This window comes from Thermostichus sp. MS-CIW-25, assembly GCF_054060015.1.
This window is the reverse complement of record NZ_JBSSCS010000003.1, coordinates 100,404-125,596: the sequence shown is the minus strand read 5'-3', so window position 1 is coordinate 125,596 and position 25,193 is coordinate 100,404. Positions and strand designations below refer to the sequence as shown.

General features: G+C 58.4%; 21 protein-coding genes. 9 read left to right on the top strand and 12 right to left on the bottom strand.

Annotated features, from left to right (window positions below; genetic code table 11):
* Nucleotides 1-68 precede the first annotated feature (68 nt).
* The 4 genes from rseP (at nt 69) to ACVWZ1_RS02285 (ending at nt 4,320) form a co-directional block, all read left to right on the top strand.
* On the top strand, nt 69-1,166 hold the full coding sequence (gene rseP, locus ACVWZ1_RS02300) for an RIP metalloprotease RseP (protein ID WP_457466221.1): 1,098 nt from the start codon (nt 69-71) through the stop codon (nt 1,164-1,166).
* 6 nt (nt 1,167-1,172) lie between these two features.
* Nucleotides 1,173-1,877, top strand: a complete 705-nt coding sequence (gene nth / locus ACVWZ1_RS02295) for an endonuclease III (RefSeq protein WP_414421270.1) — start codon at nt 1,173-1,175, stop codon at nt 1,875-1,877.
* Nucleotides 1,878-1,979: 102 nt separating this feature from the next.
* Nucleotides 1,980-2,963 carry an RNase adapter RapZ gene (rapZ, locus tag ACVWZ1_RS02290; RefSeq protein WP_457466224.1) on the top strand — a complete coding sequence of 328 codons (984 nt, stop codon included), beginning with the start codon at nt 1,980-1,982 and terminating at the stop codon, nt 2,961-2,963.
* Entirely contained in the window at nt 2,956-4,320 is a 1,365-nt protein-coding gene (locus ACVWZ1_RS02285; RefSeq protein WP_457466226.1) for a gluconeogenesis factor YvcK family protein, read from the top strand. Before rapZ ends, ACVWZ1_RS02285 begins: the two co-directional genes overlap by 8 nt.
* Nucleotides 4,321-4,636: 316 nt before the next feature.
* Here ACVWZ1_RS02285 and ACVWZ1_RS02280 read toward each other — a convergent pair whose 3' ends face one another.
* Complete coding sequence (locus tag ACVWZ1_RS02280; RefSeq protein WP_457502419.1) at nt 4,637-6,223, bottom strand: ArnT family glycosyltransferase; 1,587 nt, start codon at nt 6,221-6,223, stop codon at nt 4,637-4,639.
* Between the two features lie 75 nt (nt 6,224-6,298).
* On the bottom strand, nt 6,299-6,772 hold the full coding sequence (locus ACVWZ1_RS02275; RefSeq protein ID WP_457502418.1) for a hypothetical protein: 474 nt from the start codon (nt 6,770-6,772) through the stop codon (nt 6,299-6,301).
* An 848-nt stretch (nt 6,773-7,620) separates the two neighbouring features.
* Here ACVWZ1_RS02275 and ACVWZ1_RS02270 point away from each other — a divergent pair.
* Nucleotides 7,621-9,366 (top strand): peptidoglycan D,D-transpeptidase FtsI family protein, encoded by a 1,746-nt coding sequence (locus ACVWZ1_RS02270; protein ID WP_457502417.1) that lies wholly within the window; start codon nt 7,621-7,623, stop codon nt 9,364-9,366.
* A 111-nt stretch (nt 9,367-9,477) separates the two neighbouring features.
* On the opposite strand, the gene ACVWZ1_RS02265 is transcribed toward ACVWZ1_RS02270, so the two are convergent.
* The 4 genes from ACVWZ1_RS02265 to ACVWZ1_RS02250 form a co-directional block, all read right to left on the bottom strand.
* A complete protein-coding gene (locus ACVWZ1_RS02265) occupies nt 9,478-10,701 on the bottom strand; it encodes a glycosyltransferase (RefSeq protein ID WP_457502416.1) in 1,224 nt (407 codons plus the stop codon).
* Nucleotides 10,702-10,898: 197 nt separating this feature from the next.
* Nucleotides 10,899-13,385 (bottom strand): HD family phosphohydrolase, encoded by a 2,487-nt coding sequence (locus tag ACVWZ1_RS02260; RefSeq protein WP_457502415.1) that lies wholly within the window; start codon nt 13,383-13,385, stop codon nt 10,899-10,901.
* Between the two features lie 66 nt (nt 13,386-13,451).
* Nucleotides 13,452-13,901 carry a plastocyanin/azurin family copper-binding protein gene (locus tag ACVWZ1_RS02255; RefSeq protein WP_457466237.1) on the bottom strand — a complete coding sequence of 150 codons (450 nt, stop codon included), beginning with the start codon at nt 13,899-13,901 and terminating at the stop codon, nt 13,452-13,454.
* Nucleotides 13,902-14,006: 105 nt separating this feature from the next.
* Nucleotides 14,007-14,711 carry a 4'-phosphopantetheinyl transferase family protein gene (locus ACVWZ1_RS02250; protein WP_457502414.1) on the bottom strand — a complete coding sequence of 235 codons (705 nt, stop codon included), beginning with the start codon at nt 14,709-14,711 and terminating at the stop codon, nt 14,007-14,009.
* 25 nt (nt 14,712-14,736) lie between these two features.
* On the opposite strand from ACVWZ1_RS02250, the gene ACVWZ1_RS02245 reads away from it, so the two are divergent.
* Together ACVWZ1_RS02245 and htpG are read left to right on the top strand one after the other, a co-directional pair.
* Entirely contained in the window at nt 14,737-16,206 is a 1,470-nt protein-coding gene (locus tag ACVWZ1_RS02245; RefSeq protein ID WP_457502413.1) for an LCP family protein, read from the top strand.
* Between the two features lie 107 nt (nt 16,207-16,313).
* Complete coding sequence (htpG, locus tag ACVWZ1_RS02240; RefSeq protein WP_457466243.1) at nt 16,314-18,173, top strand: molecular chaperone HtpG; 1,860 nt, start codon at nt 16,314-16,316, stop codon at nt 18,171-18,173.
* On the opposite strand, the gene ribH is transcribed toward htpG, so the two are convergent.
* A complete protein-coding gene (ribH, locus tag ACVWZ1_RS02235; protein ID WP_414330323.1) occupies nt 18,167-18,751 on the bottom strand; it encodes a 6,7-dimethyl-8-ribityllumazine synthase in 585 nt (194 codons plus the stop codon). The genes htpG and ribH overlap by 7 nt on opposite strands.
* A 275-nt stretch (nt 18,752-19,026) precedes the next feature.
* On the opposite strand from ribH, the gene glnT reads away from it, so the two are divergent.
* A complete protein-coding gene (gene glnT, locus ACVWZ1_RS02230) occupies nt 19,027-20,325 on the top strand; it encodes a type III glutamate--ammonia ligase (protein ID WP_457466245.1) in 1,299 nt (432 codons plus the stop codon).
* 132 nt (nt 20,326-20,457) lie between these two features.
* Here the strand turns inward: glnT and ACVWZ1_RS02225 are convergent, their stop codons facing one another.
* The 5 genes from ACVWZ1_RS02225 to ACVWZ1_RS02205 all read right to left on the bottom strand — a co-directional run bounded on the left by ACVWZ1_RS02225 (nt 20,458) and on the right by ACVWZ1_RS02205 (nt 24,642).
* Nucleotides 20,458-21,324: a shikimate dehydrogenase gene (locus ACVWZ1_RS02225; RefSeq protein WP_457502412.1), complete on the bottom strand. Its 867-nt coding sequence runs from the start codon at nt 21,322-21,324 to the stop codon at nt 20,458-20,460.
* A gap of 62 nt (nt 21,325-21,386) precedes the next feature.
* Nucleotides 21,387-21,890: a hypothetical protein gene (locus ACVWZ1_RS02220; RefSeq protein WP_457502411.1), complete on the bottom strand. Its 504-nt coding sequence runs from the start codon at nt 21,888-21,890 to the stop codon at nt 21,387-21,389.
* A 50-nt stretch (nt 21,891-21,940) separates the two neighbouring features.
* Nucleotides 21,941-23,146: a GGDEF domain-containing response regulator gene (locus tag ACVWZ1_RS02215; RefSeq protein ID WP_457502410.1), complete on the bottom strand. Its 1,206-nt coding sequence runs from the start codon at nt 23,144-23,146 to the stop codon at nt 21,941-21,943.
* 407 nt (nt 23,147-23,553) lie between these two features.
* Nucleotides 23,554-24,300 carry an SIMPL domain-containing protein gene (locus ACVWZ1_RS02210; protein WP_414409075.1) on the bottom strand — a complete coding sequence of 249 codons (747 nt, stop codon included), beginning with the start codon at nt 24,298-24,300 and terminating at the stop codon, nt 23,554-23,556.
* Between the two features lie 30 nt (nt 24,301-24,330).
* On the bottom strand, nt 24,331-24,642 hold the full coding sequence (locus ACVWZ1_RS02205) for a hypothetical protein (protein ID WP_041436348.1): 312 nt from the start codon (nt 24,640-24,642) through the stop codon (nt 24,331-24,333).
* Nucleotides 24,643-24,844: 202 nt separating this feature from the next.
* Between ACVWZ1_RS02205 and ACVWZ1_RS02200 the strand changes: the two genes are divergently transcribed.
* Nucleotides 24,845-25,120: a DUF4404 family protein gene (locus tag ACVWZ1_RS02200; RefSeq protein WP_457502409.1), complete on the top strand. Its 276-nt coding sequence runs from the start codon at nt 24,845-24,847 to the stop codon at nt 25,118-25,120.
* Nucleotides 25,121-25,193 lie beyond the last annotated feature (73 nt).

Genomic DNA, 25,193 nt, shown 5'->3' with positions numbered 1-25,193 from the left:
CGATAAATAGCCTCGGGTGGCTCTCTGCTCCCCACTTCTTTCTTCTGTGCCTTCTTCAGAGCTAGCGCATGTCTGTTCTCCTCTCCATCGCCATTCTCGCCCTGCTGATCCTGGTGCATGAGGCAGGGCACTTTGCGGCAGCCAAACTCCAAGGGATCCACGTCAACCGCTTCTCGCTGGGGTTTGGGCCGGTGTTGTGGCGATACCAGGGCAAGGAGACAGAGTACGCCATTCGCGCCCTGCCGCTGGGGGGCTACGTGGGCTTTCCTGACGAGGATGAACATTCCCCCTACCCGCCCGACGACCCGGATCTGCTGAAAAACCGCCCCGTGCTGGATCGCCTGGTGGTGATGAGTGCGGGGGTGATGGCCAACCTGCTCTTCGCCTATCTGGTGCTGGTGTTGATGTTCGCCTCGGTGGGGATCCCCTCGGTAACGCGCATCCATCCCGGCATTCTCATCCCTCAGGTGATGCCCGATAGCCCGGCGGAGCGGGCCGGCCTGAAGGCAGGGGATGTGGTGTTGCAGGCAGCCGATCGCGATTACAGGGGGATTGCCGACGAGACGGCGGCCTTGGCAGCTCTGAACGATTTTCAGGTGCTGATCCGCAGCAGCGAGAACCGGCCCATTCCCCTGGAGGTGCAGCGTGGGGAAGGGGATCCCCTGCAGTTGACGGTGATCCCGGCGGCGCGGGGAGAGACGGTGGCCATTGGAGTGACCTTGGCCCCCCACCAGGAGGTGACCTTGCGTCCCCCTCAGAGTGTGGCTGAGATCCTCACGGAGGCGGGAAATGCCTACCAGCGGGTGGTGATGCTCAATCTGAACGGCCTGCAGCAGTTGGTTCAGAATTTCCAAAGTACGGCCACCCAGGTCTCCGGCCCGGTGGGGATCGTCAAGATTGGGGCGGATCTGGCCCGCGATGACGCCGCCAGCCTGTTTAATTTCACCGCTTTGATTAGCATTAACCTGGCCTTTCTCAACCTGTTGCCCCTGCCCGCCTTGGACGGGGGACACATTGCCTTTTTGATCCTGGAGGCGATTCGCGGCAAACGGCTGCCCAAGCATCTGGAGGAGCGGGTGATGCAGACGGGCTTGGTGTTGTTGCTGGGATTGGGGGTGGTGCTGCTCTTCAAAGACACCCTCGCCATTGTCACCGGGTCGGGCTAGGGGAAGATGGCCAGCAAACGGGCCTTGCGCCAGCGAGCTTTGGAGATCCTGCTCCGGCTGAAGCGCCACTACCCCAACTCCACCTGTGCCCTCCACTACCGGACGCCGCTGCAGCTCTTGGTGGCAACCATCCTCTCCGCTCAGTGTACGGATGAGCGGGTGAATCAGGTAACGCCGGAGCTGTTTCGTCGCTTCCCGGATGCCCAGGCCCTGGCGACAGCGCCGCGAGAGGAGATCGAGGCTCTCATCCATTCCACCGGCTTCTATCGCAACAAGGCCAAGCACATTCAGGAAGCCTGCCGCAAGATCTTGAGCGATTTCGGTGGCCAAGTGCCCCGCACCATGCCGGAGCTGCTCACCCTACCCGGCGTAGCCCGCAAGACGGCCAATGTGGTGTTGGCCCATGCTTTTGGCATCCATGCCGGGGTTACCGTCGATACCCATGTTAAGCGCCTCAGCCGCCGCCTCGGCCTCACTGAGCACGAGGATCCCGTGCGCATCGAAAAGGATCTGATGCAGTTGTTGCCGCAGGCGGATTGGGAGAACTGGTCTATCCGTCTGATCGACCACGGGCGGGCCATCTGCACTGCCCGCAGGCCTCTGTGCCAGCAATGTTTTTTGGCGGATCTCTGCCCCAGCGCTCCTCTTCTGGGATCGGCTGCACCGGCCGAGAAAACGGATAAAAAAGCTACAAAAGCCTCGCCGGCCTGAGATGATGGTTTCTAGGCGCCCCGCGTGGCTGAGCCCCCCATTCTTCCGGCGCTTGTTTTGGCCGCCTCTCGCCCTAGAATAAGCTCCATGCAGGATAAACCCATGTCAGTCGCGCCCCCCGTTCTGGTCATTGCCGGCCTGACGGGATCCGGGAAAACTTTGGCCATCCAGCAGTTGGAACAACTGGGGTACACCAGCCTAGAAGGGATCCCGCCTGCCCAGGTGATCCCCTTGGTTGAGGCGATGCGGACCCATCACGCTGCTTTGGCCATCAGCTTGAATCTCCACGCCCAGGAGTACCGGGATCAAGTTCCCACCCTGGCTGCTTGGGTGCAATCGCAAGGGATCCCTTTCCTATTCTTGGAGGCCCGCTCCCCAGTGTTGCTCAACCGTCTCAGCGCCCACCGCCGTCCCCATCCCTACGGGGAAGCTGCCGGTTTGTTGGAGGCCATTGAGCAAGAGCGGCTGGCTCTGGCCCCGGTGCGGGAACGCTGCACCCACTGGTTGGATACCTCCGACCTCAATGCCCAGCAACTGCGGCAGCAATTGCAAGCTTTGGTGCAAGGGATCCCCCAGCCCCTCAACCTAAGGCTGGTCAGCTTCGGTTTCAAATACGGCGTTCCCCCCGATGCCAACTTGCTGTTCGATGTGCGTTTTTTGCCCAACCCCTTCTTTCAGCCCCATCTGCGTCGCCTCACTGGGCAGGATCCCCTGCTGCAGGAGTTCTTGTTTGCGGATCCCATCACACAATCCACCTATCAGCACATCTTGTCCTTGGTCAAAGCGTTTTGGCCCCACTACCGCGCAGAGCGTCGCCCCCACCTGACTTTGGCTATCGGCTGTACCGGCGGTCAGCACCGCTCGGTGGCCCTGGTGGAGCGCCTGGCCCAGGATTTGCAGCCTTGGACTGTCCCTGCCGGCAACCACGTTCTTCCCGACCTGAATGTTCAGGTTCAGCATCGCCATCTGCTCGACTCTCAGCGGGAGCTGGAAGCCCGCTTTGGCCCGGTGCCCGGCGAAGCCGGCGTTGCCCAGCAACAGGTTAGGATCCCTTTGGCCGGCGTTCCTGCACCTTCCCATGGCTAAGCCCCTGCCCAGCAACAAGTCCCCTGTTTGGGGCATTCGCCGCCGCAAGGCTGCTTGGCCGGGAAGTGGCTGGAAATGGCTCTTTCCCGGTTTGGCTGTCAAACGCTGGCTGAGCCTGGCGGTTGGGGGCGTGCTGCTGATGGTGCTGGGCATCGCCATCTGGACGGAGTTGACCCCCATCTTTCGCCTGAAGCGGCTGATCGACATCACCCTGCGCTTGATTACCACTTGGATCCCGAACAACATCAGTGGCCCCCTGGTGACTGGGATCGGGCTGGTGATGGTGGTGCTGGGGTTTCGCAGCGCCATGCGCTCCATCGAGGATGTGCTGATCCCCGAGGGAGATGAAGCGCTGGTGGATAAGCTGTTGTCGCGGCGGCGTCTCAGCCGTGGTCCCCGCATTGTGGTGCTGGGGGGCGGTACCGGCCTCTCCAATCTGCTGCGGGGTCTGAAGCGCTACAGCTCCAACATCACGGCCATTGTCACGGTGGCCGATGACGGGGGATCCTCAGGGCGTCTGCGGCGGGAGATCGGCGTTTTGCCCCCCGGCGATATCCGCAACTGCCTCACTGCTCTGGCCAACGAAGAAAAGCTGCTCACCGAGCTGTTTCAATATCGCTTCCAGTCGGGGGAAGGGCTAAGCGGCCACAGCTTCGGCAATTTGTTCATCACTGCCCTCACCGCGGTAACCGGCGGCGACTTGATTCGGGCCATCACTGCCACCTCACAAGTCTTGGCCATTCAGGGGCGGGTGCTGCCGGCCACCCTGGCGGATGTCACCCTTTGGGCGGAGCTGAGCGATGGCCGCCGCGTGGTGGGAGAGTCCAACATTGCCAAAGCCGGAGGACGCATTTGCCGAATTGGCTGTGACCCCCCCAACCCTCCCGCCCTACCGGAAGTCATCGAGGCTATTGAGGCGGCAGAGTTTGTGGTGCTGGGGCCGGGTAGCCTCTACACCAGCATCATCCCTAACCTGTTGGTACCGGAAATTGTGGAAGCTCTGGCCAAAAATATGGCCCCCCACATCTACGTCTGCAACATCATGACCGAGCCGGGGGAAACCGACGGCTATACTGTTGGGGATCACGTCATGGCTTTGGATCGGGTGGCAGGAGTGCGCCTATTTGACGGCGTGCTGGTGCAGCGGGAGCCACCCTCCCCGCGCGCTTTGGAGCATTACCGCCGCAGCGGTTCTGAGTTTGTGGTGCTGGATCCCGACAAACTGGCTTACCTGGGCTGCCGTGCCGTTTTGGCTAACGTCATGCAAGAGGATCCAGAGACCGGCTTAGTGCGCCACAACCCCGAACGCTTGGCTGCAATGCTGATGCGCTGGTTCGACAGACATCGCCCCCTCTAGCTTTGCCCAGGATGTCCTGATACATTCACGCTGAACTCTCCTGAACATGGTTCAGGAAAGAAGCGATCGCATCCTGCCTATCTCTGTTCGCGTCAGCGGGACGGAGTCCAAGCAGGAAGGCGGTATCCCGCAAAGCCCTGAGGAATACCCCCCGAGCGCTTTCCCCCTTCACTTCCCGGCAACCGTTGCGGTGGACTCAAGGATCAGGGGGAAACTTGGTCTACTATATCCCTCTCAATGACTTTTGCCAAACCGCCTAAAGCTCAGTAAATTCAGCAAAGTTCAGGGTTTTGGGGGTTAGAGGCATGCTCTGCTGTTATTGCAGGCGGGAATAAGGGCGGGGATAGGGCTTGCGCATCTGTCGAGCCAGGTACACCTGAAAGGTTTGCGCCACCGCCCCTGCCCGCACCAGGGGAACCTCGGCCACAGGCTCGATTTGGGCAAAGTAGTCGCCATAGGTGGCTGGGATCCCTGCCCTCGGCTGGAACAACTTGGAAGTGATGAGCAGCCCATCCTGCCCCAGCCAGTCCTGCGGCTGCGACCAAAAGGCAAAGCCCCGCAAATCTGCATCCAGGCAGGTCAGAGGCTTGTCCGTCAGCGGAGCCAGGGCCATGGCGATCTGACCGCCCAAAAAATAGACATTGGTAAAAACGAACTCTGCCTCCTCAAGGGCTTGAGCCAGGTGGGGATCTGTCCGAAACCGCTGCCGCAACTGCTCAATTTCAATGAGCTGAGTAGAGGGATCCTGCTCCACGGGCCACAGGCCCAGCCCGCCAGGAGCCTGCAGCAGGCCATAGCGCACATGGGCCAGCCCTACCCCCACCACCAAGCTGACCATCACCGCCGTCCCCACTAAGGTTCGCTTCGCTCCCGGCCACCGTTCCCAGAAGGATCCCAGCAGCAGCGTCAGCACCCAAAACCCCGGCATGGGCCAGGTGGGCAAGATGGGCCGGTAGCCTCCCATCAAGGTAAAGGCCAACACCAGCGGTAATCCACAGGCCAGGATCAAAAGGTGCTTGAGCTCTTCATCCGTCAGCCGCATCCCGCGGAGAATCTGCAGGGCCACCCGACCCGTCCCTGCCAAACTCGCCCACCACAAAGGGATCCCCAAGCTGGGGAACAGGTAAAAGATTTCAGAAAGGATCGTCAGCCCCAGCGCTTGCAGTTGATACCCTGCCTCCGGCACCGCCCGCCCCCCCTGGAAGCGAAAGGAGACCCAATCCTGCTGGGCGTTCCAGATCAGCACCGGGCTGAAGGCCAGCACAAAACCCAGCACCGCCAGCACCGTCCAGCCCGACCTCAAGGCACAGCGATGAACTGGGCTGAGCAGACAAAAGAGTACCAGGCCGAACCCCAAAGCCAAGCCGTGGTACTTCCCCAAGCAGGCCAGCCCCACCAAGAGACCTATGAGCGCTAGCCTAGGCCCTGGCCGATAGCGAGCCGCCCCATAGACTCCCAATTTCCCCTGCCCCAAAGGAGCCGGGAAAAACTCCTGGCTGGCCACCCATAGGGTTGCTGCCGTAAAAAAGACCAGCGGACTATCCGGCAGGGTCAGCACCCCAAACCCAATCCAAAGGATGGGTGCGATGCTGATGGCCGCCAAGCTGATCAGTCCCGCCCGAACAGAGAAAAGGCGCGCTCCGGTGTAGTAGAGGAATAGGGAAGAGCCAGAATAGAGCAGCAGGGATCCCAGTCGAATAGAAAAAGCCGACACCTGGCCGGTCAAGGCAGGCCCCAAGCCCGTTGTCCAGGCCACCAGCGGCGGATGGTCAAAATAGCTCCAATCCAGATGGCGGGTGTAGAGGTAGTAGTAGGCTTCGTCAAAGCCCGGCGGCAAAAGGGCAGCCACCAGTCCCCGCATGAACAAGCCCAACCCCAGGATTAGCCAAACCGCTCTAGGCAATGGAGGGGATCCCTATGGGCAGATGGACAGATCTAACTTACCTTGAATACCTCTCGGGGCTACGTCCCTCTAGCACTATGACTTTGTTTTCCGAAAAAAAATGCCCGATGACTTTCCCGATGACTTTGTTTCCCGCAAAAAAATGACCGGACGCCCCAAAAGTTGACCTAGCTTCTTGGCCTCTGCCCGCGCCTCTGATTCACCGCCACTGGAGATGGATAGCAAAGGCTTCTGGGATTGCAATGTCACCTCTACCGAAAAGCTAGTATCGCCATCAGAATCTGTCCTGGCCCGAACCGTGACCTGCTGCACATCTCGGAAGGAATAAGTTTTCTGCCCTCGCGATCCAAAAGGAGTGAGGTACTCCTCCTGGATTTGGTACAGGGAGCTGTCCAAAGTCACGCGGCGGCGCCACAAAGCCGATATCAGCACAGAAACCCCTATCAAAAGAAATAGCAATGAGATGAGGGAAAACAAGATCGCAATCACTAAATCTCCTAAGTCGAACTTATCGCTATCTACTAAGAGCTGACTCTCTGTGCCGTTCACAAAAGACTGAACGCGCCTTGCCAGTTCCTGAGCCTCCCTCTCACTGGAAGCTGACCAGGCTTTCCTTTCTCCTGCAGGAGTTTTCAGCGTGACATAATAGTAGTATTTTTTTTTTGTAGTGGGTTGTTCGTTTAGTTTGGTCTCTTTCTGTTTTGATTTCGGTTTTGGTTCCAGCCCCTCTCACGTCCTTGTAGAGTTCAGTCGTACTTGGCAAAGGCAGAAGCGGCTGGAAAAACACTTCGCAGTTAACCGCAGACTGGTCAACTCGAAAGCAGGTGAAGCGGCGATCGCCTTGGTGCAACCAAAGTACAGTCAAGAAAGATAGAGGAATGAAGGCAAGAAGTAGCCCAGAAGATAAATCCTTTAAATCCTTGGGAGGCTCTTGGTACACGCGCTTGTTGTGGCTCTCCTCCACGCATTTCATAGACTTAACTCTGAGAAAGCTGGATTTGTTTAGATTATGGCTTGCTAGTCTGCCGGTCGTCTGTTTCCGAGAATACGAAGCGTTTAAAAAATTATGAAAAGCAGTAAGTCCTCCGGTTTTCGCTGTGCTGTATTCAACTTCCCCTCTCTCCAACCAGGAGCGGAAATTGAGTGGCTGACTGCACGAGGCGCCGGGAAGAAGCTGTGCGGTGGCATAACAGTGGGATGAGCGCCAAACTAGCGGTGGTGCTCATGTGAGGATTGCAATGGAAGGCAGACCTAGGGCTAGGGTAGGGCGGCCTGTGCCGAAATCTCTGGAGACAAGGCAAAATGGCCGGCAACTTGCTCAACGGCGCCGACACAGAGGTTCTTGGATCCCTTCACTGCGAAGCCCCAGGCGGTGGAGAACAACACTGGGATGGCTCTTGGGGGAGCGGATCCCGACGGCCCGCCAGCTTGACTTTCGCGCCGGCATGACCGGACTGGCTCTGACCATTGCCCTGTTTCTGACAGGAGCACGTCTGGTTTATTTGCAACATCAACAGGCACCCCTATTGCAGCAGCGAGCCGAAGCCCAGCAGCGAGCCCAGCTAAGACCTTTCATTCCTCGTCGCTCAATTGTGGATCGTCATTCTATTGCCAAGCAGCAGGCAGAATTGCTGGCCGTAGATCTCCCCGTCTATACTCTCTGGGCCCATCCCCGCCTCTTTGGCAAACGCACCCCGGAGGAAATTGCCACCGCTCTTGCTCCCCTGTTGCGGCGTCCAGTAGAGCAACTGGCGCAGCGGCTATCGGCCAATCAGGCAGTGCGGGTGGAGCGCTGGGTATCCCAGGAGGTGGCAGATCAAATTCAGGCTCTGCATCTGGATGGCCTGGAGCTGGTGAGCGAGCGGCAACGCGTTTACCCCCAAAAAGAGATGGCCGCTGAGGTGGTAGGCTATGTGGATCTGGATCATCAGGGCCAAGCAGGAGTCGAATATTCCCGACAAGAGCTGCTGGAGCGTACCGTTCAACCTGTTACTATTCCTCGTGATGGCTACGGACGACTGTTGGCTGCCGAGGTGCCGGAAGGGCTGCTGCAATCTGGCGAGACGGTGCTGCAACTTACCCTAGACATGCGTCTGCAAAGAGCTGCCCGCGCTGCCCTGAAAGCCCAACTGCAACGGTTTCGAGCGCTGCGGGGTACGGTGATCATCTTGCAGCCCCACACGGGGGAGATTTTGGCTCTGGTGAGCGAGCCCACCTATGACCCCAACCGCTACTTTGAGTATGACCCCGGTCTTTTTCGCAACTGGGCCGTAACGGATTTGTATGAGCCGGGATCCACCTTCAAGCCCATCAACATTGCCATTGGGTTGGATGCTGGAGCCTTCAGGGCAGATGAGCGGGTCTATGACGAGGGTCGGATTCTCATCGGTCAGTGGCCCATTCAAAATTACGACTACCACCAGCGAGGGGCCCATGGCTGGATGAGCGTCACGGATATCCTGCGGCAATCCAGCAATGTGGGCATGGTACATCTAATGCGCAAGCTGGATCCCCGCCAGTACTACAATGCCTTGGTGCGGCTGGGGTTCAACGAGCGCAGTGGCGTGGATTTGCCCTTTGAGCCGGCCAGCCGTTTGAAACCGCTGCGACAGTTTGTTACGGTGCCGGTGGAGCGGGCCACTGTCGCTTTCGGCCAGGGGCTGGCCCTCACTCCTCTACAGTTGGCTGCCATGCATTGCATCATTGCCAACGGCGGACTGAAAGTGCAGCCCCATGTGGTGCGAGGCTTGGTGGAAAAGGATACGGATACTTTGGTTTGGGGATCCCCGCAGCCCCAGCCGGTGCGGGTGTTGTCCGAGCAAGCCACGCTGGCGGTGCGTATCCAAATGCGGGATGTGGTGGACTTTGGCACGGGGCAATCGGCCAAGATCGAGGGGTATGAGATCGGCGGCAAAACCGGCACTGCCCAGAAAGCCGGGCCACGGGGGGGCTATTTGCCCGGCAAGCGCATCACCAGTTTTGTGGGCTATTTCCCGGCCATTCGCCCCAATTACGTGATCTTGGCGGTGATCGACGAGCCCCAGGGGGAAGATGCTTTCGGCTCGACGACGGCTGCTCCCGTTGTTCGCTCGGTGATCCAGGAGATCATCGTCCTAGAGGGGATCCGCCCTAACTCTACTTAGCGCAGCTACAGGAACAAGGGGCGAAGGTGGATGCCAAAGGGGGCCCAGACAGTGAGGAAATGAGCGAAATGCCCGTACTTTCCTATTGGCTCTTCCTGGAAAAAGCCATACTCAAGACTGGCCACCCACAGAGTCCGACTTAACCTCTGCACTCCTCCAGCTCAGCTTGGAGTTGAGGTAGAAGTTCCAGAATACAACAATACCGATGGCAATTAAGTTGGCCAATAGATAATGAATGCCCAAGCGCTCGCTCAGCAAGGTCACCAGTGAAGTGTTGAGAACCAAGCCAATTAAGCAGATAACGTTAAACTTCGCCAACCGCTTCAGGCGATTCCAGGGCCCCGGCTGCAAGCGGGTCACATGGCGAAAAGTCCACAGGTCGTTCCAGAGGAAGTTATTGAGAATGGCCACCTCCGAAGCAACCAGCTTACTGGTTATGAGATCCCATCCTAAGTTGGTGGGATCGTGCAAAACATAGAGCAAAGCCATGTCCACCAAGGTGCCGGATAGGCCAACCGTGCTGAAGCGCAAAAAGGATCCCACCTGCCCTAGCGAAAAGCGCAGCACCATCAGGTGGTGGAGATATTGGAGACAAGTTTGCAGTTGGATTTTGCTCTCGCCGTTCTGGCGCTCCTGAAAGATGTAGCCGACTTCAGCAATGGTTCTCACCCGGCCCCGAGCCAGCACCTCGATCAGCAGCTTGTAACCCTTGGGGTTGAGCGGGATCCCGGCAATGGCTTGGCGTCTGACCAGAAACAGTCCGCTCAACGGATCGGAAACACGGCTGAAAACTCCCGGCAGCAGAACCAGCCCAATCCATTGGGCCCCGCGGGAGACAATGCGCCGGCCCAGGCTCCAGTGGCTCACCCCTCCCGATGGTGCATAGCGGCTGCCCACCACCAAATTTGCCCCTTTCTGGATGAGCGGCCACAATTTGAGGACAATCTCCGGCGGATGCTGCAAATCCCCATCCATAACCCCCAACACCTCGCCGCGGGCAGCTTGCCATCCCCGCAGCACGGCAGTGGCCAGGCCTCGTTCGTGGTGGCGACAAATGACTTGCAGTTGAGGGAATTCTTTTTGCAATCCTTGGGCCACTTTGGCAGTGTAATCGGGGCTATTGTCATCCACCACAATCAACTCATAGCTTCCAGGCAGAATCGTGTCTAGGTGGGCACACAACTGCCGGATCAGGCTGCAGATACTGGAGGCTTCGTTGTAGGTGGGAATGACCAGCGACAGTTGGACAGGGCTGGACTGAGACAGAGGTGGAATCTGAAAAGGAGCTGCAGAAGCTTTGGGATCGGCAGAGGAAGTAGGAGCTCCATGAAGCATTCAGCAGGCCATCCAAAAACAATAAAACAAAAATCCTCCGCCTAGGGCTGCAAATCCTAGGACTGCCTTGGTTCATACTGGGTCCACAGAACGATCCCCTATCGTACTGATCGATGAGCCGCAGGGCTAGACCTTTCTCCACCTACTTAGCTTCTGAGGACTCCGTCTCACTGACGCGAACGGGAGAGGTCACCTGGCTAAGGGGATCCCGTAGAGGGGCTCATCAACACCGGGATCTGGGCCTGAGCAGAAGGAGTCTCAGGCAGCGAGGGGGCAGGGGTGAAACTGGGGTAGGGGATGCGCTCGTGGTTGGATTCCCGCCAGACCTCCACGAAAGCGTCTGCCACCACCTCCAAATCCTCCAGCGTCAGCCCACTATCAACCAACTGGCCATCTTGCCAACGGGCCTGGGCAATTTTGCGGACAACAGCTTTTGCCCGCTCGACCACATCGGGGCCGAAGCCATCGCTCAGAGTCATGCTGCGCAGGGCGGCTTCACAGGCATCGGCCATCATCACCACCCCCGTCTCCTTGCTCTGGGGGATCGGGCCATCGTAGCGGAACGGCTCTTCGGGTACGGGCTGACCCCCGGCTTTCATCTGGGCTTGATGGTAGAAATAGGCAATCAGGATCGTCCCCTGGTGCTCAGGGATAAACGCCTGGACGGCGGTAGGCAGATTATATTGCTTGGCCAGGCGCAAGCCATCGCTGACGTGGGCCTTGATAATCTGAGCACTGCGATAGGGATCGTCCAGTTGGGTGTGGGGGTTGAGGCTGCCCATCTGGTTCTCGATGAAGTAGCGGGCCTGCAGCATCTTGCCGATGTCGTGGTAAAGAGTGCCGGTGCGCACCAGCTCCACGTTGAGGTTCAGCTTCTGGGCAGCCCGTTCTGCCAAAGTGGCCACAAGCAGAGTGTGCTGGAAGGTGCCGGGGGCCTCTGCAGCCAGCCGCCGCAGCAGCGTGCGATTGGGATTGCTCAACTCGATCAGACGAATGGGGGTGGCTAAGTCAAATAGGCGCTCCAGGTAGGGGCTGGCTCCCAGGGCAACAATGCTCCATCCCAAGCTGGTTCCCCCTGCCAAAGCCATGGCCAACAGGTCGATGCCACCGGTGGTGGCCAAGCTAACCGCCCCGTAGGCCAGCATCTGCACCGCTGCCGCTCCTCCTCCCAACAAGGCCAGCTCTTCGCGGGAACGGGAACGCCCGGCCAGGGCAGAGGCCACCACGCTGCCGGACAACAAGGGCACGACGGTGAGCAGGTTGGCAGAGGAGACCAAGGGCAAAAACAACGCCTGGCCCACCACCACCACCAGGCCCAGCCCTGCCCCGTAAAAACTGCCCAGCAACAGCCCCACCGCCGGCAAGGAGCTGAACTCCAGCTTGAACAAGGCCGCCAACAGGGGAGCGGTCAGGGAAACCATGAGGATCAACACTCGATCCCGGCGGCGCAATCCCGGCCTCAAGCGTTGTTGCAGAGGCACAAAGACAGCCAGGCCCAGGCCCATCACTCCGGCCACTCCCACCAAGCCCCAGATGTTGATCCCGCGCTGGGTAAGCCCAAAGTGATCCAAGATGAGAAAAATTTCGGGAGTGATGACCTGATCTGCTCGCACGATCACCTGGTTCTCGGCAACCGAGATCAGAACCGGCTCGACTTTTTCCAGCTCGGCGCGGATGCGCTGCTCGGTGCGCTGGGGATCCACCTCCACATTGGGAATGAGCACCTGCTGCAGCCACTGATAGACTAGCCCTTGCAACTCCTGTCGTTGGGCGGCGCTGCCCGGAAAAATCAAATCGTCCAGTTGGGCTTGGATCCCTTCGGCGCGAACTTCGCGGGGCAGGCCATCCACGATCCCTATCTTCTGCAGACGCTCCAAGACCTGCCGACTCAAGGTTTGCAAATGCTGCCAATCCGCATCTGCCAAATTGAGAACGGTGGCCGGAACAGGGGGGGTGAGCTGCTCCAGGGCCGGCAAAGCCGCTTGATAGCGCCGTTGCGCCGCTTCCACCTGGGCAATCAACTGGGTATAGGGATCCGTCCCCGCCATCTGGGTGGCCGATCCATCCAACCAAGCCCGCTGCCAAACCTCAACAAGCTCCTGCTTGGCCCGCTGCTCCAGCTGCTCCGGTCGCCCAGAAGAGGGCTCTTCTGAAGGAGATGGGGTGGCTCCGCGGATGGCCTCTTGTCGGACGCGAGCCTGGAAGGGTTCCCACTCCTCCGGGGAAAGCTGGCGCAGGTAGATCTGCGTTGGCAGAGACAGCAACTGGACAGAAACATAGGGCAGAGGCCCTGCCTCTTGTCGGATGGCTTCCACCTCAGCCAGGAGACCCTCCAGGTTTTGCCGCATGCTGTCGTTGGCGGTGCTGTTGATTTTGAGGGCCTGAACCACCCGCCGTCGCGCCTCAGCTTGTCGGGCCTGGGTAGCCTCCACATCTTCAATCTCCGCCGCAGCAGGGGCAAGAAACGTCTGCGGAGAACGGCTGCCGACGGTCAGTTGTGGTTCGTTGTAGTAGCGGATCCCGTGGACGGCAGTGAGGGAGAGAAGCGCGAGGGCATAGCCGGCAATCCGCTCCGAAAGGGGGGGCCTGCTCTTTCGAGGGGAAGCTGCCTGGCGTCGCCGAGTCCAGTGTTCCGCGTTCGCGTCGGTGGCGCGAAGGGCTTTGGGCGTGAGCGGGTTTTTCATGGATTGGCCTGGCAGCGTCTTTCTCTTTTCTATCCCCTTTTGGCCGGGTAGCCCAGGAAGAGGATCTCAATCGCCGATGGTAATCTGCCCCACCATACCTGCTTCTGCATGGCCGGGAATGGTGCAAACCAAAGCGTAGACTCCAGATTTCAGGGGAATAAATTGCCACTCCACCGAAGCGCCTGGCTTCAGTTCCAATTCTCGGATCTGGCCCTTGATTTCCACACCGGCCACTTCCAACTTACGGGTCCAAACGGCATCGGCAAAATCTTTGGCGCTGAAATAATGTTTCAATTGGCTGGGGTTGCTCAGGCGAAGACGGTAGAGGCTGCCGTTGTGAAAAGACAGTTCCTTGGGCGCAAACACCAACTGATTGTCGGCAGTGCCCAACTCAACCACCTTCTCCTGCGGCGTTTGTCTGGAGAGATCCCGCGCCTGCGCCAGGCCAGGGATCCCAATCATGAGAACCGATAGCCAAATTCCCAACACCAGGAAACGACAGAACCTGCTTAACATGGCAACACCATGGAATCAAAAACTCTCTCCCGCTGAGGGGAGTAGCTTGGAAACTCAAGATAGCAGCTCGAGCGGTGGGTGGAGAGATTTTGCCGCTGCGGCTGTCTAGCCCTCTACATCCGTGTAGAGCCGCACAGTTAGGGCTTCCCCTCCGTCTTCGGGTATTTCGCCCCTCATTTCAAGGGCTACCGCAGCGGCGTAGCCACCGGCAACCCGAAGGGGTAGGGTCACCCAGCGGGAGTCCTCGCCCAAAGCTGCAGAGCCGGCCAGACCTCTGCCCGTTCCCTTCAGGAGTGCCTCTTTTTGTGTCCACATTTGGAAGAAGAGGGCATCTCGCTCTGGAGCTGGACAGTTGGCCAAACGGACTTGCTCGGCAGCCGAAAAGTAGCGCTGGGCGATGCGCTGCCAGCGGGGCACAGGTCGAACCCATTCCAGATCCACTCCAATGCGGTATTGCAACCTCAGGCCGATCAGGACGCGCTCGTGGGAGTGGCTGAGGTTGAACTGCAGCGGTAGGGGTGGATCCCGCCAGTAGGGTTTGCCGGTAGAACTGTGGTCGAGGGGGATCCCCTGGGGTGGAATGCCGCTGTAGCGGCTGAGCAAGCTCCGCAACCCAAGACGACCGGCCAGAAAGCGGCACCGATCCGCCGGCAGTTGTAAACGCTCTGCCCGCCGACGTTCCTCAGGAGAAAGAAAGTCGAGCTGGGGGAGCAACTTCTCCAACGGGGGGACTGTCTGCAGCCAAAGGTGCGCCTCCGACTTCCCCAACAACGGCTGCAGGGATCCCACTGTGAAGTTGGGTCTAGACAACTCTAAGGAATAAGGATGGGATAACATGGCCTTGAATTGGTGGGGTTGGCAACACCACCCAGACAGTACACCCTTTCCTGTACGCGCTCGCGAGACCTGGTCTGACCTGATGCCCTCCTTCCACTATCCCCCCCGTCCTGACCGTGTCCGCGCAGCTCGTCAGCAGGCTATTCGTCAGGGGATCCTCTGGCTGTTGTTGGGGTTCACGGCTGTGTTGGCGGGTTCTGCCGGTGCCCTCCTGGCCGTGATGTTGCCCCGTCAGGTGATCCCAACTTCCCTCACTCCTGCAGAACAAGAAGCCTTCCGTCCCGATGCCTTACGGGCTGCGGCTCTGGATCGCTCGTTGCATATCCTCCTTCTCGGCACGGACAACCCGGATCCCACCCTGCCCTTGCCCACAGAGCGAGATCGCTTCCACACCCGCAGCGACACCATTCTCTTGGCCCGCTTTGATCCCCAGGCGCGGCGGATTACCGTTTTGTCCATCCCCCGCGACACTCGTGTGCGCTTGCCTGGCTTTGGTGTGGCCAAGATCAATGCTGCCAACTTGGCAGGGGGCCCGGCGCTGACGGCTCAGGTGGTCAGCCACTTGATGGGTGGGATCCCGATTGACCGCTACATTCGCCTCAATACCGATGCTCTGGAAGAGCTGATCGACGCGGTGGGCGGCGTGGAAATCTACGTGCCGGAACCGATGCAATACGCAGATCACACCCAGCAGTTGTTCATCCACCTGGAGCCCGGCTGGCAACGCCTCAATGGAAAACAAGCCCACCACTTTGCCCGCTTTCGCCGCGATCACCTGGGATTGGGGGATATCGGTCGGGTGCAACGGCAACAGGAATTGCTGCGGGCCCTGAGCCGGGAACTGCTCTCCCCTGCTGTCTGGCCGCGGATCCCAAAGATTTTGCAGGTTATCCGCACCAACCTCGATACCAACCTCACCTGGGAAGAGGTTCTGAGCTTGGCCAAGTTTGTCCTCACCTCTGGGGGCGATCGCATCGACCTGGTGCTGCTGCCGGGCCGCTTCAGTCAGCCGGGAGAATTCTCCACCAGCTACTGGCTGCCGGATCCAGCCGGGATCCGACGGGTGGCCGTCTCCCACTTTGGCCTGGAGGCAGAGGTAGCCCGCATTCCTCCACACCGCCTGCGCATAGCCGTGCAAAACGCGACCGGAGAGCCGGGGATGGCCCGCCGTATGGTGCAAGAATTGGTGAGACAAGGATACGCCCATGCTTTTGCCGTGGAAGACAGCACTCAGGTGCTGCAGCAAACGGAGATCCTCGCCCAGAGCGGGGATCGGGAGGGGGCTAAACAGATCCGCGCCGCCATTGGCCTGGGAGAAGTGCGGGTAGAATCTACTGGCGTTCTCAACTCCGATGTCACCATTCGGATCGGCCAGGATTGGGCTCAACAGTTGGCTTTGGATGAAGCACTCCGCGCCGCTGACGCCAACGGCCAAACCCAAGCTCCGCCCGGAGCAGCTCAGCTCTAGAGAGCCGGTTCGGTTGCGAGTGCGGATTTCCGAAAAAGAGCCTGCTTGTCGGGGACTTTTCGGTCTCTGTAGATTAGCACTGAGCTTGTTTGAGTGCTGAGCCACCTATGACCGTGCTGGAACAGGGATCCATCACCATCCACACCGAGAACATCTTTCCCATCATCAAGCAGTCTCTCTACTCGGATCGAGAGATCTTCTTGCGGGAGCTGATCTCCAATGCTGCTGATGCCATCACCAAGCTGAAGATGGCCAGCCTTGCCGGCGAAGTGGCAGATCTCCCAGAGCCGGAGATTACGATTGCCCTCAACAAGGAGGCCAAGACCTTAGCGGTGGCCGATAACGGCATTGGCATGACTGCCGAGGAAGTGAAAAAATACATCAACCAGGTGGCTTTTTCCAGCGCTGAAGAGTTCATTCAAAAGTACAAGGGCAAAGACGCAGAGCAAGCAATCATTGGCCACTTTGGTCTAGGATTCTACTCCTCTTTTATGGTGTCGCAGCGGGTGGAGATCGACACCCTCTCCTATCGGCCCGGCAGCACGCCGGTGAAGTGGGCTTGTGACGGCACCACTACTTTTACCCTCTCCGATTCTGAGCGCTCCAGCATCGGCACCACCGTTACCCTTTACATCACCCCCGAAAACGAAGAATACCTGGAGCCAAGCCGCATTCGGGAATTGGTTCGTAAATACTGCGATTTCATCCCCGTTCCCATCAAGTTAAACGGGGAAGTGATCAACAAGCAAAAGCCCCTGTGGAGAACCTCACCTTCCGAACTTAAAGATGAGGATTACCTAGAGTTTTATCGCTACCTCTATCCCTTTCAAGAGGATCCCCATTTCTGGGTGCACATCAACACCGACTATCCCTTCATCGTGCAAGGGATCCTCTATTTTCCCAAGTTGCGCCCGGATATTGATCCCACCAAGGGTCAAGTCAAGCTGTTCTGCAATCAAGTCTTTGTCCAAGATAACTGTGAGGAAGTTATCCCCAAGTTCCTCCTACCTCTGCGGGGGGCCATCGACAGTCCGGATATTCCCCTCAACGTCTCTCGCAGCTTCTTGCAAAATGACCGCACCGTAAGACGCATTGGGGATCACGTTGCCAAAAAGGTGGCGGATCGTCTCAATGAACTGTACAGGGAAGATTACGAAAAATACGTCAAGGTCTGGCCCGACATCAGCCTCTTTATGAAGTTTGGGGCGATGAACAACGACAAGTTCTTTGCCCAGATTAAGGATATTCTCATTTTCCGAGTGGCCGGATCCCCTGCCGATAAACCCGAATATGTGACCCTGAAAGCATACCTAGAGCGCACCCGCGATAGGCAAAACAAGCGAGTTTACTACGCCACCGATGAGGCTGCCCAGAGCGCCTACATCGATCTCCACCGCTCTCAAGGACTGGAAGTGATCATGTTGGATAGCTGGATCGACAGCCACTTCAGCAGCTTTTTGGAGCGGGAATACAAAGAAGAAGGGATCCAATTTAAGCGGGTAGATTCTGAGCTGGATGAAACGCTGGTGGATAAAGACAAAGCCGCCGAAATTGTTGACCCGGTCACGCAAAAAACCCGCAGCCAAAAGTTGGTCGATCTCTTTCGGCAGGCCCTGGGCAAAGACAAGTTGCAGATCACAGCAGAAGCTCTTAAATCAGAGTCGGTTCCGGCCATGATCTTGCTGCCGGAGACGCTGCGGCGCCTGCAGGAGCTCAACGCCGTCATCCAGCAAAAGCCGCTGGAGTTTCTGGAAGAGCACACCCTGGTTCTGAACACGGCCCATCCCCTCATCCAAAACCTGCAATCTCTTGCCGATCGGGGGCGGGATCCCGACTTGGTTCACCTCATCTGCAATCACATCTACGATTTGGCTTTGATTACCCAGAAAAGCTTTGATCCAGCAGCCGCGCGGGCCTTTGTGCAGCGCTCCAACGAAGTGCTGACTCGGCTCACCCGCCCTCAATAGGCAGCGCTGTCCAGGGTAGACTGCAGGGCTTCCGCTCCACCGGGCAGAGACGGACGGGATCCGGCCCCGTTGCCGCTGTGGCCGTAGCTGCCTTGGAGCACGGGGGCAACTTGGCGCATCAGAGTAGCCATCTCCAGGGCACTCATGGCGTATTCCCAACCTTTGTTGCTCTTGACCCCGGCCCGCTCCAGAGCCTGCTGCAGGGTATCGGCGGTGATGATCCCGAAAATGACCGGCACGCCGGTACGAAATCCTGCCGCCGCAATGCCTTTGGAGACCTCCGCCGCCACATAGTCGAAGTGGGGAGTTTGCCCGCGAATCACTGCCCCCAGGCAGATGATGGCGTCATAACGGCGAGATTGGGCCAGTTGGTGGGCCAGCAAAGGCACCTCAAAACTGCCCGGCACCCAGTAGTAGTCCACCTGCTTGCTCTCCGGGCCGACATCCACACCATGCCGCTTCAGCGCGTCCTGGCACCCTTCTAACAATTTGCCGGTGATCAGGTCGTTAAACCGACCGATGACAATGGCCAGACGCAGATCTTCCGTCTGAACAAAATTGCCCTCGTAAACTGCCATCTGCGCTGCTCCAGACCTACCCAAGAGAAGAACAAGCGGAAAACCACGCTCTCCCATCCTAATTCACTGAGGGAGCGGCCTTCATGCCTATTGAGAAGAGAGGAGAGAGGAAAGAGCGAAGAGAAGAGACTCCTCCTCCTCACTTCTCACTCCTCCCTTCTCACTCCTCGGTACTCAAAAGCGGTGCTTGTCTCCCTAGCCATCTCTTCTGATAAAGATTCATTTTTGTGCGGAAAGACACATCTCTACCTGAGGCCAAGACCTAGCTTGGGTGCATGACACAGCCGCTTTCTGAAATTGCCCGCGCCCAAGGGATCGGCTACTTTCTGCTCTCTTTTACCGACCTGTTTGGGATCCAACGGGCCAAGCTGGTGCCTGCCTCAGCTATCGACTTCATGGCAGAGGGTCAGGCTGGATTTGCCGGGTTTGCTGCCTGGTTGGACTTGACGCCTGCAGACCCCGATGTGTTTGCCCAGCCGGAGCGCGAGCGCTTGTTTCAACTGCCCTGGCAGCCGGAAGTGGCCTGGATGCCTGCCGATCTAGTCCAGGTCAACGGGGATCCCTTGCCACAAACCCCCCGCTGGGTGTTGAAGCAGGTATTATCCCAAGCAGAAGCTATGGGCTTTCAAGTCAAGACGGGGATCGAATGCGAGTTCATGCTTCTGTCGCCAGAAGAGTGGGCCATTTCCGATGAGCGGGATCGGCAGGCCAAGCCCTGCTATGACCAGCAAAGTTTGATGCGGCGTTTCTCGGTGATCCGAGACATCTGCGATGGCATGCAGAAGCTGGGCTGGGATCCCTATCAAAACGATCACGAAGATGCCAACGGCCAATTTGAAATGAACTGGCGGTTTGACGATGCCCTAGTTACGGCTGATCGCCACGCCTTTTTCAAATACATGGTGAAAAGCATTGCCGAAAAGCATGGCTATCGAGCTACCTTCATGCCCAAACCCTTTGCTCATCTGACGGGCAACGGCTGCCACACCCATATTTCTCTTTGGCAAGGCGAACAAAACCTGTTTGCCGATCCCCAAGGGGAATTGGGGCTTTCTCAACTGGCCTATCACTTCATCGGCGGGGTGCTACACCATGCACCTGCTTTGTGTGCCCTCACCAACCCGACGGTCAATTCTTATCGCCGCCTCAATGCCCCCGTCACGCTCTCTGGGGCCACCTGGTCTCCCAATACGATCAGCTACAGCGGCAATAATCGCACCCACGCCATTCGGATCCCGGATGCCGGGCGGTTTGAACTGCGTTTGGCCGATGCTGCTGCCAATCCCTACCTTTTGGCTGCCGGTCTCATTGCCGCCGGCCTGGACGGGATCCAACACCAACGGGATCCTGGCCCCCGCTGCGACAACAACACCTATACGGATCCCCTCCCCAATGCCCAAACGTTGCCCGGCTCTTTGGTCGAAGCCCTCAACCATTTAGACCAAAACACCCTGTTCCGCAGCAGGCTTGGGGATCCCTTTGTGAATGCCTACCTCAAGCTCAAACGCCAACAGTGGCAGGAATACAACCGTCAGATCACCCCTTGGGAGCGAGAAACAACCCTGGATTGCTAGGCCGGCATGAGAAGAGAGCATGAGAAGAGAGAAGTGAGGATTGAGAAGGGAGGAGTGAGGAGGAGGAATCTCTCCTCTTTGCTCTTTTCTCTCTTCTCGCGGTACGGAGTGCTTTCTGGAGTGACCTCAAACTTAAATCTGGGCCAACTGGTGTTGAGCTGCCTGCCGCATCACCTCTACTGGCACAGGCTTGCCTCCCAGCCAAAGCGATAGAGCCTTGGCCCCCTGGTGAACCAGCATCTCTAGTCCACTGATGGGGGTATGTCCCAACTCGGCGGCCATCCGCAGCAGAGGAGTGGGATCCGGCACATAGATCAGGTCGTAGACGATGGCACCCGGAGACAGCAGGCCCAGTTGCTCCCGGCTCAGGGGGGAAAGCCCTTGACCGGCAGGGGATCCCGGCTTGTGCATGCCCACGGGGGTGGTGTTGACCAAAAGCCGCGTCTGAGACAGGTAGCAATTCAACTCCGCCCAGTTCACCGTCTCCACCTGCGGCCAAGTCTGTCGCAAGGCCAGCAATGGGTTGGGGGATCGCCCTGCCACCCGCACCGGCCCCAGCCCCAACTCCAAACAGCCTTGGATGGCCGCCCGCGCTGCCCCCCCGGATCCCAGAATGAGGGTGGGGATCCCTTTTTCCAGACCCAGCAAAGGCTGCACAAAGCCATCGATATCGGTATTGGTGCCCGCCCACCCGCCCTCTGGCAAGGGGTAAACCGTATTCACCGCCCCTACCGCTGCTGCCCGCGATTCAATCTGATCGAGCAAAGGGAGAATGGCCTGTTTGTGGGGGATCGTGACGTTAAATCCCCGCACCCCGATGGCCGCCAGCCCTGCCACCGCCGCCGCCAAGTGTTCTGGAGCCACCGGAAACGGCACATAGCAGTAGTTTTCCCCCATAGCCGCCAAAGCAGCGTTGTGCATGGCCGGGGATAAGCTGTGGGCCACCGGATCCCCAACCAGACCAAGCAATTGGGTGCTTCCCGAAATCCGACCGTCCACCTGCTCAGCCAACTCCTCAAGGGATCCCTTGAGCCACTCAAGATTTAAAGACGATTTAAAAACTACTGAGACTCCGACTCAACCCGCTGCAGAGTCTGGCGGTAGCGATGGCGCCAGCCGGCCAGAGATTCTTCCGAAATGTGGTCGATCAAGGTGCTCATCTCCGCCAGGATCTGATAAACGCGGTCAAAGCTTTGTCGGGTTCGCTCTTCCTGTTCCGGTTGACGCGCCTGCACCATGTACAAGCTCATCTTGATGGTTTGCAGGCGGTTTTTGCCCAAATCTTCCAGCATTTCCCGAATCTGTCGGATTGCCTCCTGCCTTACCCATCTTTGTCGCCGTCGCAACAGCCAAAAGAGGATCCCGTGGATAACCCCCACCAAAGTGGCGCTGACTGCCGTTGCCGTTTCTAGCGAAAAAGCGCTGCGGCTGGCCACAAAACCACTTAGCAGAATCACCCCTATTCCTACCGCCGTCAAGATGAGCTCAATGTTGTTTAGGAACCATCTTCCTGCTGGTCTCCAGATCCCAGATCCGGCCACTTGACCCTGAAGAATGCTCGCCATGGCCTTTGGCACCTCCTTTGTGTCTCTCCCGTCGTTCGCTCAGCCCATCGCTACCTGCTCAGCCGCCCCAAGGCCAGGCGCGGTCTTCTATGGCTCAGTTGACGCTTCAGACAAAGCTGCCGGAGTTTTCGCCGCCGCAAGCGCAAGGGTCTGCGGGCCAGGGATCCCGCTGTGGTTGACTCCGGTGCAGGAGCCTGCATCTTTCGACTCAGCTCTTGATGGTGTTGGCGGAGATCCTCAATCTGCCTGAGGCGAGTCTCCAGCTCTCGGCGCAGTTCGGCGTTTTCTTTTTCCAGACGCTGCAGGCGTTTCAGCAGCTCTGAGGACTCCGTTCCGCTGACGCGGTCGGAAACTGGGATGGGATGGGGAGCAGTCACCACCGAGCTGTGCACATTCCTGCTATCTCGCATAGCCTGGGCAGCCCGACGCAACAGAGCCACCCCCTTGGGATCATCGCTGTCCATGAGGCTGGCCGCTCCAAACTGGAGCTGCACCGGCAGCGCCCGCCCATTCACCACAAAGGGATCCTGAATCATTCGCTGGCAGCAGCGTTCGGCAGCCATTTGCGCAGCAGCCAAGGTGCTCCCCGGCAGCAGAATGATAAACTGCCCCTCGTCGTAGCAAAACAGGTCGTCTCCATCGCGCAGGTTATTGGCCAGGCGCTCTTTAAACAGCTTGAGAAGAGCACCCCGACCGTCGGCTTCCAGCTCTTGTGCCAGAGAACCGAGGTTGGCCAAGCGCAGCACAAACAAGCTGAGGGGTTCCGATTGGGCACGGGCCTGGGCCACCCGCAGCGGCAAACGAGCCACCAAATCTTGACGGCTACCCACCTCCAAGCCAATTGACTTGGGGGGAGAGGGAGGAGATTTTTGCCCGGTTTTGAGCAGATATTGCTGGCGGCGACTTTCTACAATGCGCAGCCCTGCCCGCACCCGCGTCAGCAGCTCTGCAGCCTGAAAGGGTTTGGAAAGAAACTCATCGGCGCCTGCCTCCAAAGCCCGCTCCATGCTATCGTTGCCCTCGCGGGCAGTCATAATGATGTAGTACACCCAAGCATATTCCGGCAGTTGCCGCAGTTGACGGCACAGGTCTAGGCCGTTCAGGGAGGGCATGACCCAATCGGCAATGATCAGATCTGGGGGTTGGCGGCGAATTTGCTCCAGCGCGGAGAGGCCATCCAAAGCATAAGAAATACTGCAGCCCTGCTTGCCCAAAAAGTTGGACAGCATCTCTGCCACCATGTAGCTATCATCCACAATCAGTACACGGGCTTGCAGACTGCCGTCTTGACTTCTGCCAGAGACGAGTTTCGCCTTCTCAGGCGCAGGAGCTGCACTAGCGCTCTCCGGTCTGGGATCCATAGACAAACTGAGGCAGGATGGCGAGAAAATCCGGGAAAGCAAACTACCCGCAACTTTCCATCGCTATTCTAATGAATGTGGTATCTCCATCGTTATTCTGATGCGGTAGCGAACAGCAGCCGCTTCCACTTTGCCGAGTTGGTTAGATGGATTGAATCACTCTTGAATCACTGAGACTTCGCTCGTCCAGAGCCGCTGTCTGTTGCTGCCCAAGGCTTGCCCTGAGTAGGAATCTTTTGGCGGGAGAGCTGAAATCCATGCGGTGAACATTTGTGAATCATTCCAGGCAACAGAGCAGAGGCTCAGTAACGGATCTCGAGGGTGACTTGGGCGCGCACGGTTTGCTGTCCCCCCTCCACCGGTGTGGATGCTGTTTCTAGACGGGCATAGTCGGCGCGGGCAAAGGGGATCGGCGGCGGGATCATGTAGCCATCGCTCTGAATCTGGATGCGCTCGACGGAACGGATGCTCAGGTTCAAGACCCCCAGCACATCCTGGGCTTGGCGTTGGGCATCTTGCACGGCTTGGGTTAGGGCGCGGCTGCGCGCTTCCAACAGGGTGGCATCGTCGGCCCGGAAACTGACCGATTCCACCTGGGTGGCTCCGGCGGCCACAGCTTCGTCCAGCACTTGCCCAGCTCTGGCCACAGGCACCTCGAATTGCAGACTGTTTTGCCCCTGTACACCCGTTAGGCGAGGCTGGCCATCCCGATAGTCGTATTGCGGGTAGAGGGAAATGCCGGTGGTTTGCAGAGCGCTTACTTGCAGCTCCTTGAGGCGATTGACCAGCCGCTCTGAGCGTTCTGCCACCTGTTGTTGTACCGATTGCGCCGTCTCCCCTTGAATGACTACCCCTAAGCGAATGAGGGCAATGGAGTTCTCCACCGAGACCGATCCCTGCCCTGTAACCGTCAACATTCGGGATCCCTCACCAGGACTGGCCATCGCTCCACCTCCGGCGATTATGTTCCAACCCAACAGTGCCACCGCCAGTACCAGGCCCAGCCACGCTACCCCCTTCAGCCCTTTCCAACCCCTGATCCCGTTCATTGCTTTCCCCTTCTGTGGTTCAATCCCAGCCTACTCCCACCGCTCCTCAGCCTGATCCGACAAAAGCCCCAGCCACCAGTTCCCTAACCTCACCCAGCCGGTGCGTTCTTGCCCCCACGGATCCCGTATCCGCACACGGAATACCCGTTGATACTTGGAAGTGCTCCCGGAAAAAGGCCCCAGCCGCCAGTACCGTGCCTCCTGGCTCAACAGGGAGTAGCCCTGCTTTGCCGCCCACCGCTGCAGCAGCTCTTGGCTGCGTCTTTGTTCCCAGACAAAAATTCCCATGAAAAGGGCAACAGCAACCGCTACCCATACTAGGGTCAATGCCAGCTCAGACATGGGGGTAGACAGCAAGGCTACTGCCCATCCTATGGGAGTTGCTCCAATGCTGGGATCCCCGGCGGTCAAAGTTCACCTTCGTCGCCTCACCCGCCCTCAGACCTTGGACAAAGAGATCCCTGCTTCAACCCATCAGGCCGTATGATTGAGGCAGGGTGGTCAAAACTTAATTTGTTCTCAATTTGTTAAGGTCTCTTTAAGAATGGCCGAATCGAAACTGCGACAACTGCTGCGCGATCTGGATGTTGAGCTGCAAAAAACCCCTGGCCTGGACGAAAAGCAGCGGCAGCACATTGCCACCATTCGCCAGGAAGTGGAGGCGGTGCTGGCCGAGCTGGGATCCCCGACCGAGAGCAAACCGAGCCAAGGCACCAGGGATCGCATCGGAGAGGCGCTGGGCCTGTTCGAGACCTCCCATCCCAACCTCACCCTGATCCTGGAGCAGGTGATCGACACACTGGCAGGGATGGGTTTGTAGGTTCAGGGTCCGTAAAAGGGCTCACCAGAAAGCTCCCTTGCTTGCTAGCCTTGGTAATGCGTTGAAAGCTCCT

Coding starts and splice junctions, on each gene's coding strand:
- rapZ (WP_457466224.1), top strand. CDS start 1,980: ATGTCAGTCGCGCCCCCCGTTCTGGTCATTGCCGGCCTGACGGGATCC.
- htpG (WP_457466243.1), top strand. CDS start 16,314: ATGACCGTGCTGGAACAGGGATCCATCACCATCCACACCGAGAACATC.
- ACVWZ1_RS02205 (WP_041436348.1), bottom strand. CDS start 24,642: ATGTCTGAGCTGGCATTGACCCTAGTATGGGTAGCGGTTGCTGTTGCC.
- ACVWZ1_RS02200 (WP_457502409.1), top strand. CDS start 24,845: ATGGCCGAATCGAAACTGCGACAACTGCTGCGCGATCTGGATGTTGAG.
- ACVWZ1_RS02245 (WP_457502413.1), top strand. CDS start 14,737: ATGGCCTTGAATTGGTGGGGTTGGCAACACCACCCAGACAGTACACCC.
- glnT (WP_457466245.1), top strand. CDS start 19,027: ATGACACAGCCGCTTTCTGAAATTGCCCGCGCCCAAGGGATCGGCTAC.
- ACVWZ1_RS02285 (WP_457466226.1), top strand. CDS start 2,956: ATGGCTAAGCCCCTGCCCAGCAACAAGTCCCCTGTTTGGGGCATTCGC.
- ACVWZ1_RS02220 (WP_457502411.1), bottom strand. CDS start 21,890: ATGGCGAGCATTCTTCAGGGTCAAGTGGCCGGATCTGGGATCTGGAGA.
- ACVWZ1_RS02265 (WP_457502416.1), bottom strand. CDS start 10,701: ATGCTTCATGGAGCTCCTACTTCCTCTGCCGATCCCAAAGCTTCTGCA.
- nth (WP_414421270.1), top strand. CDS start 1,173: ATGGCCAGCAAACGGGCCTTGCGCCAGCGAGCTTTGGAGATCCTGCTC.
- ACVWZ1_RS02210 (WP_414409075.1), bottom strand. CDS start 24,300: ATGAACGGGATCAGGGGTTGGAAAGGGCTGAAGGGGGTAGCGTGGCTG.
- ribH (WP_414330323.1), bottom strand. CDS start 18,751: ATGGCAGTTTACGAGGGCAATTTTGTTCAGACGGAAGATCTGCGTCTG.
- ACVWZ1_RS02255 (WP_457466237.1), bottom strand. CDS start 13,901: ATGTTAAGCAGGTTCTGTCGTTTCCTGGTGTTGGGAATTTGGCTATCG.
- rseP (WP_457466221.1), top strand. CDS start 69: ATGTCTGTTCTCCTCTCCATCGCCATTCTCGCCCTGCTGATCCTGGTG.
- ACVWZ1_RS02260 (WP_457502415.1), bottom strand. CDS start 13,385: ATGAAAAACCCGCTCACGCCCAAAGCCCTTCGCGCCACCGACGCGAAC.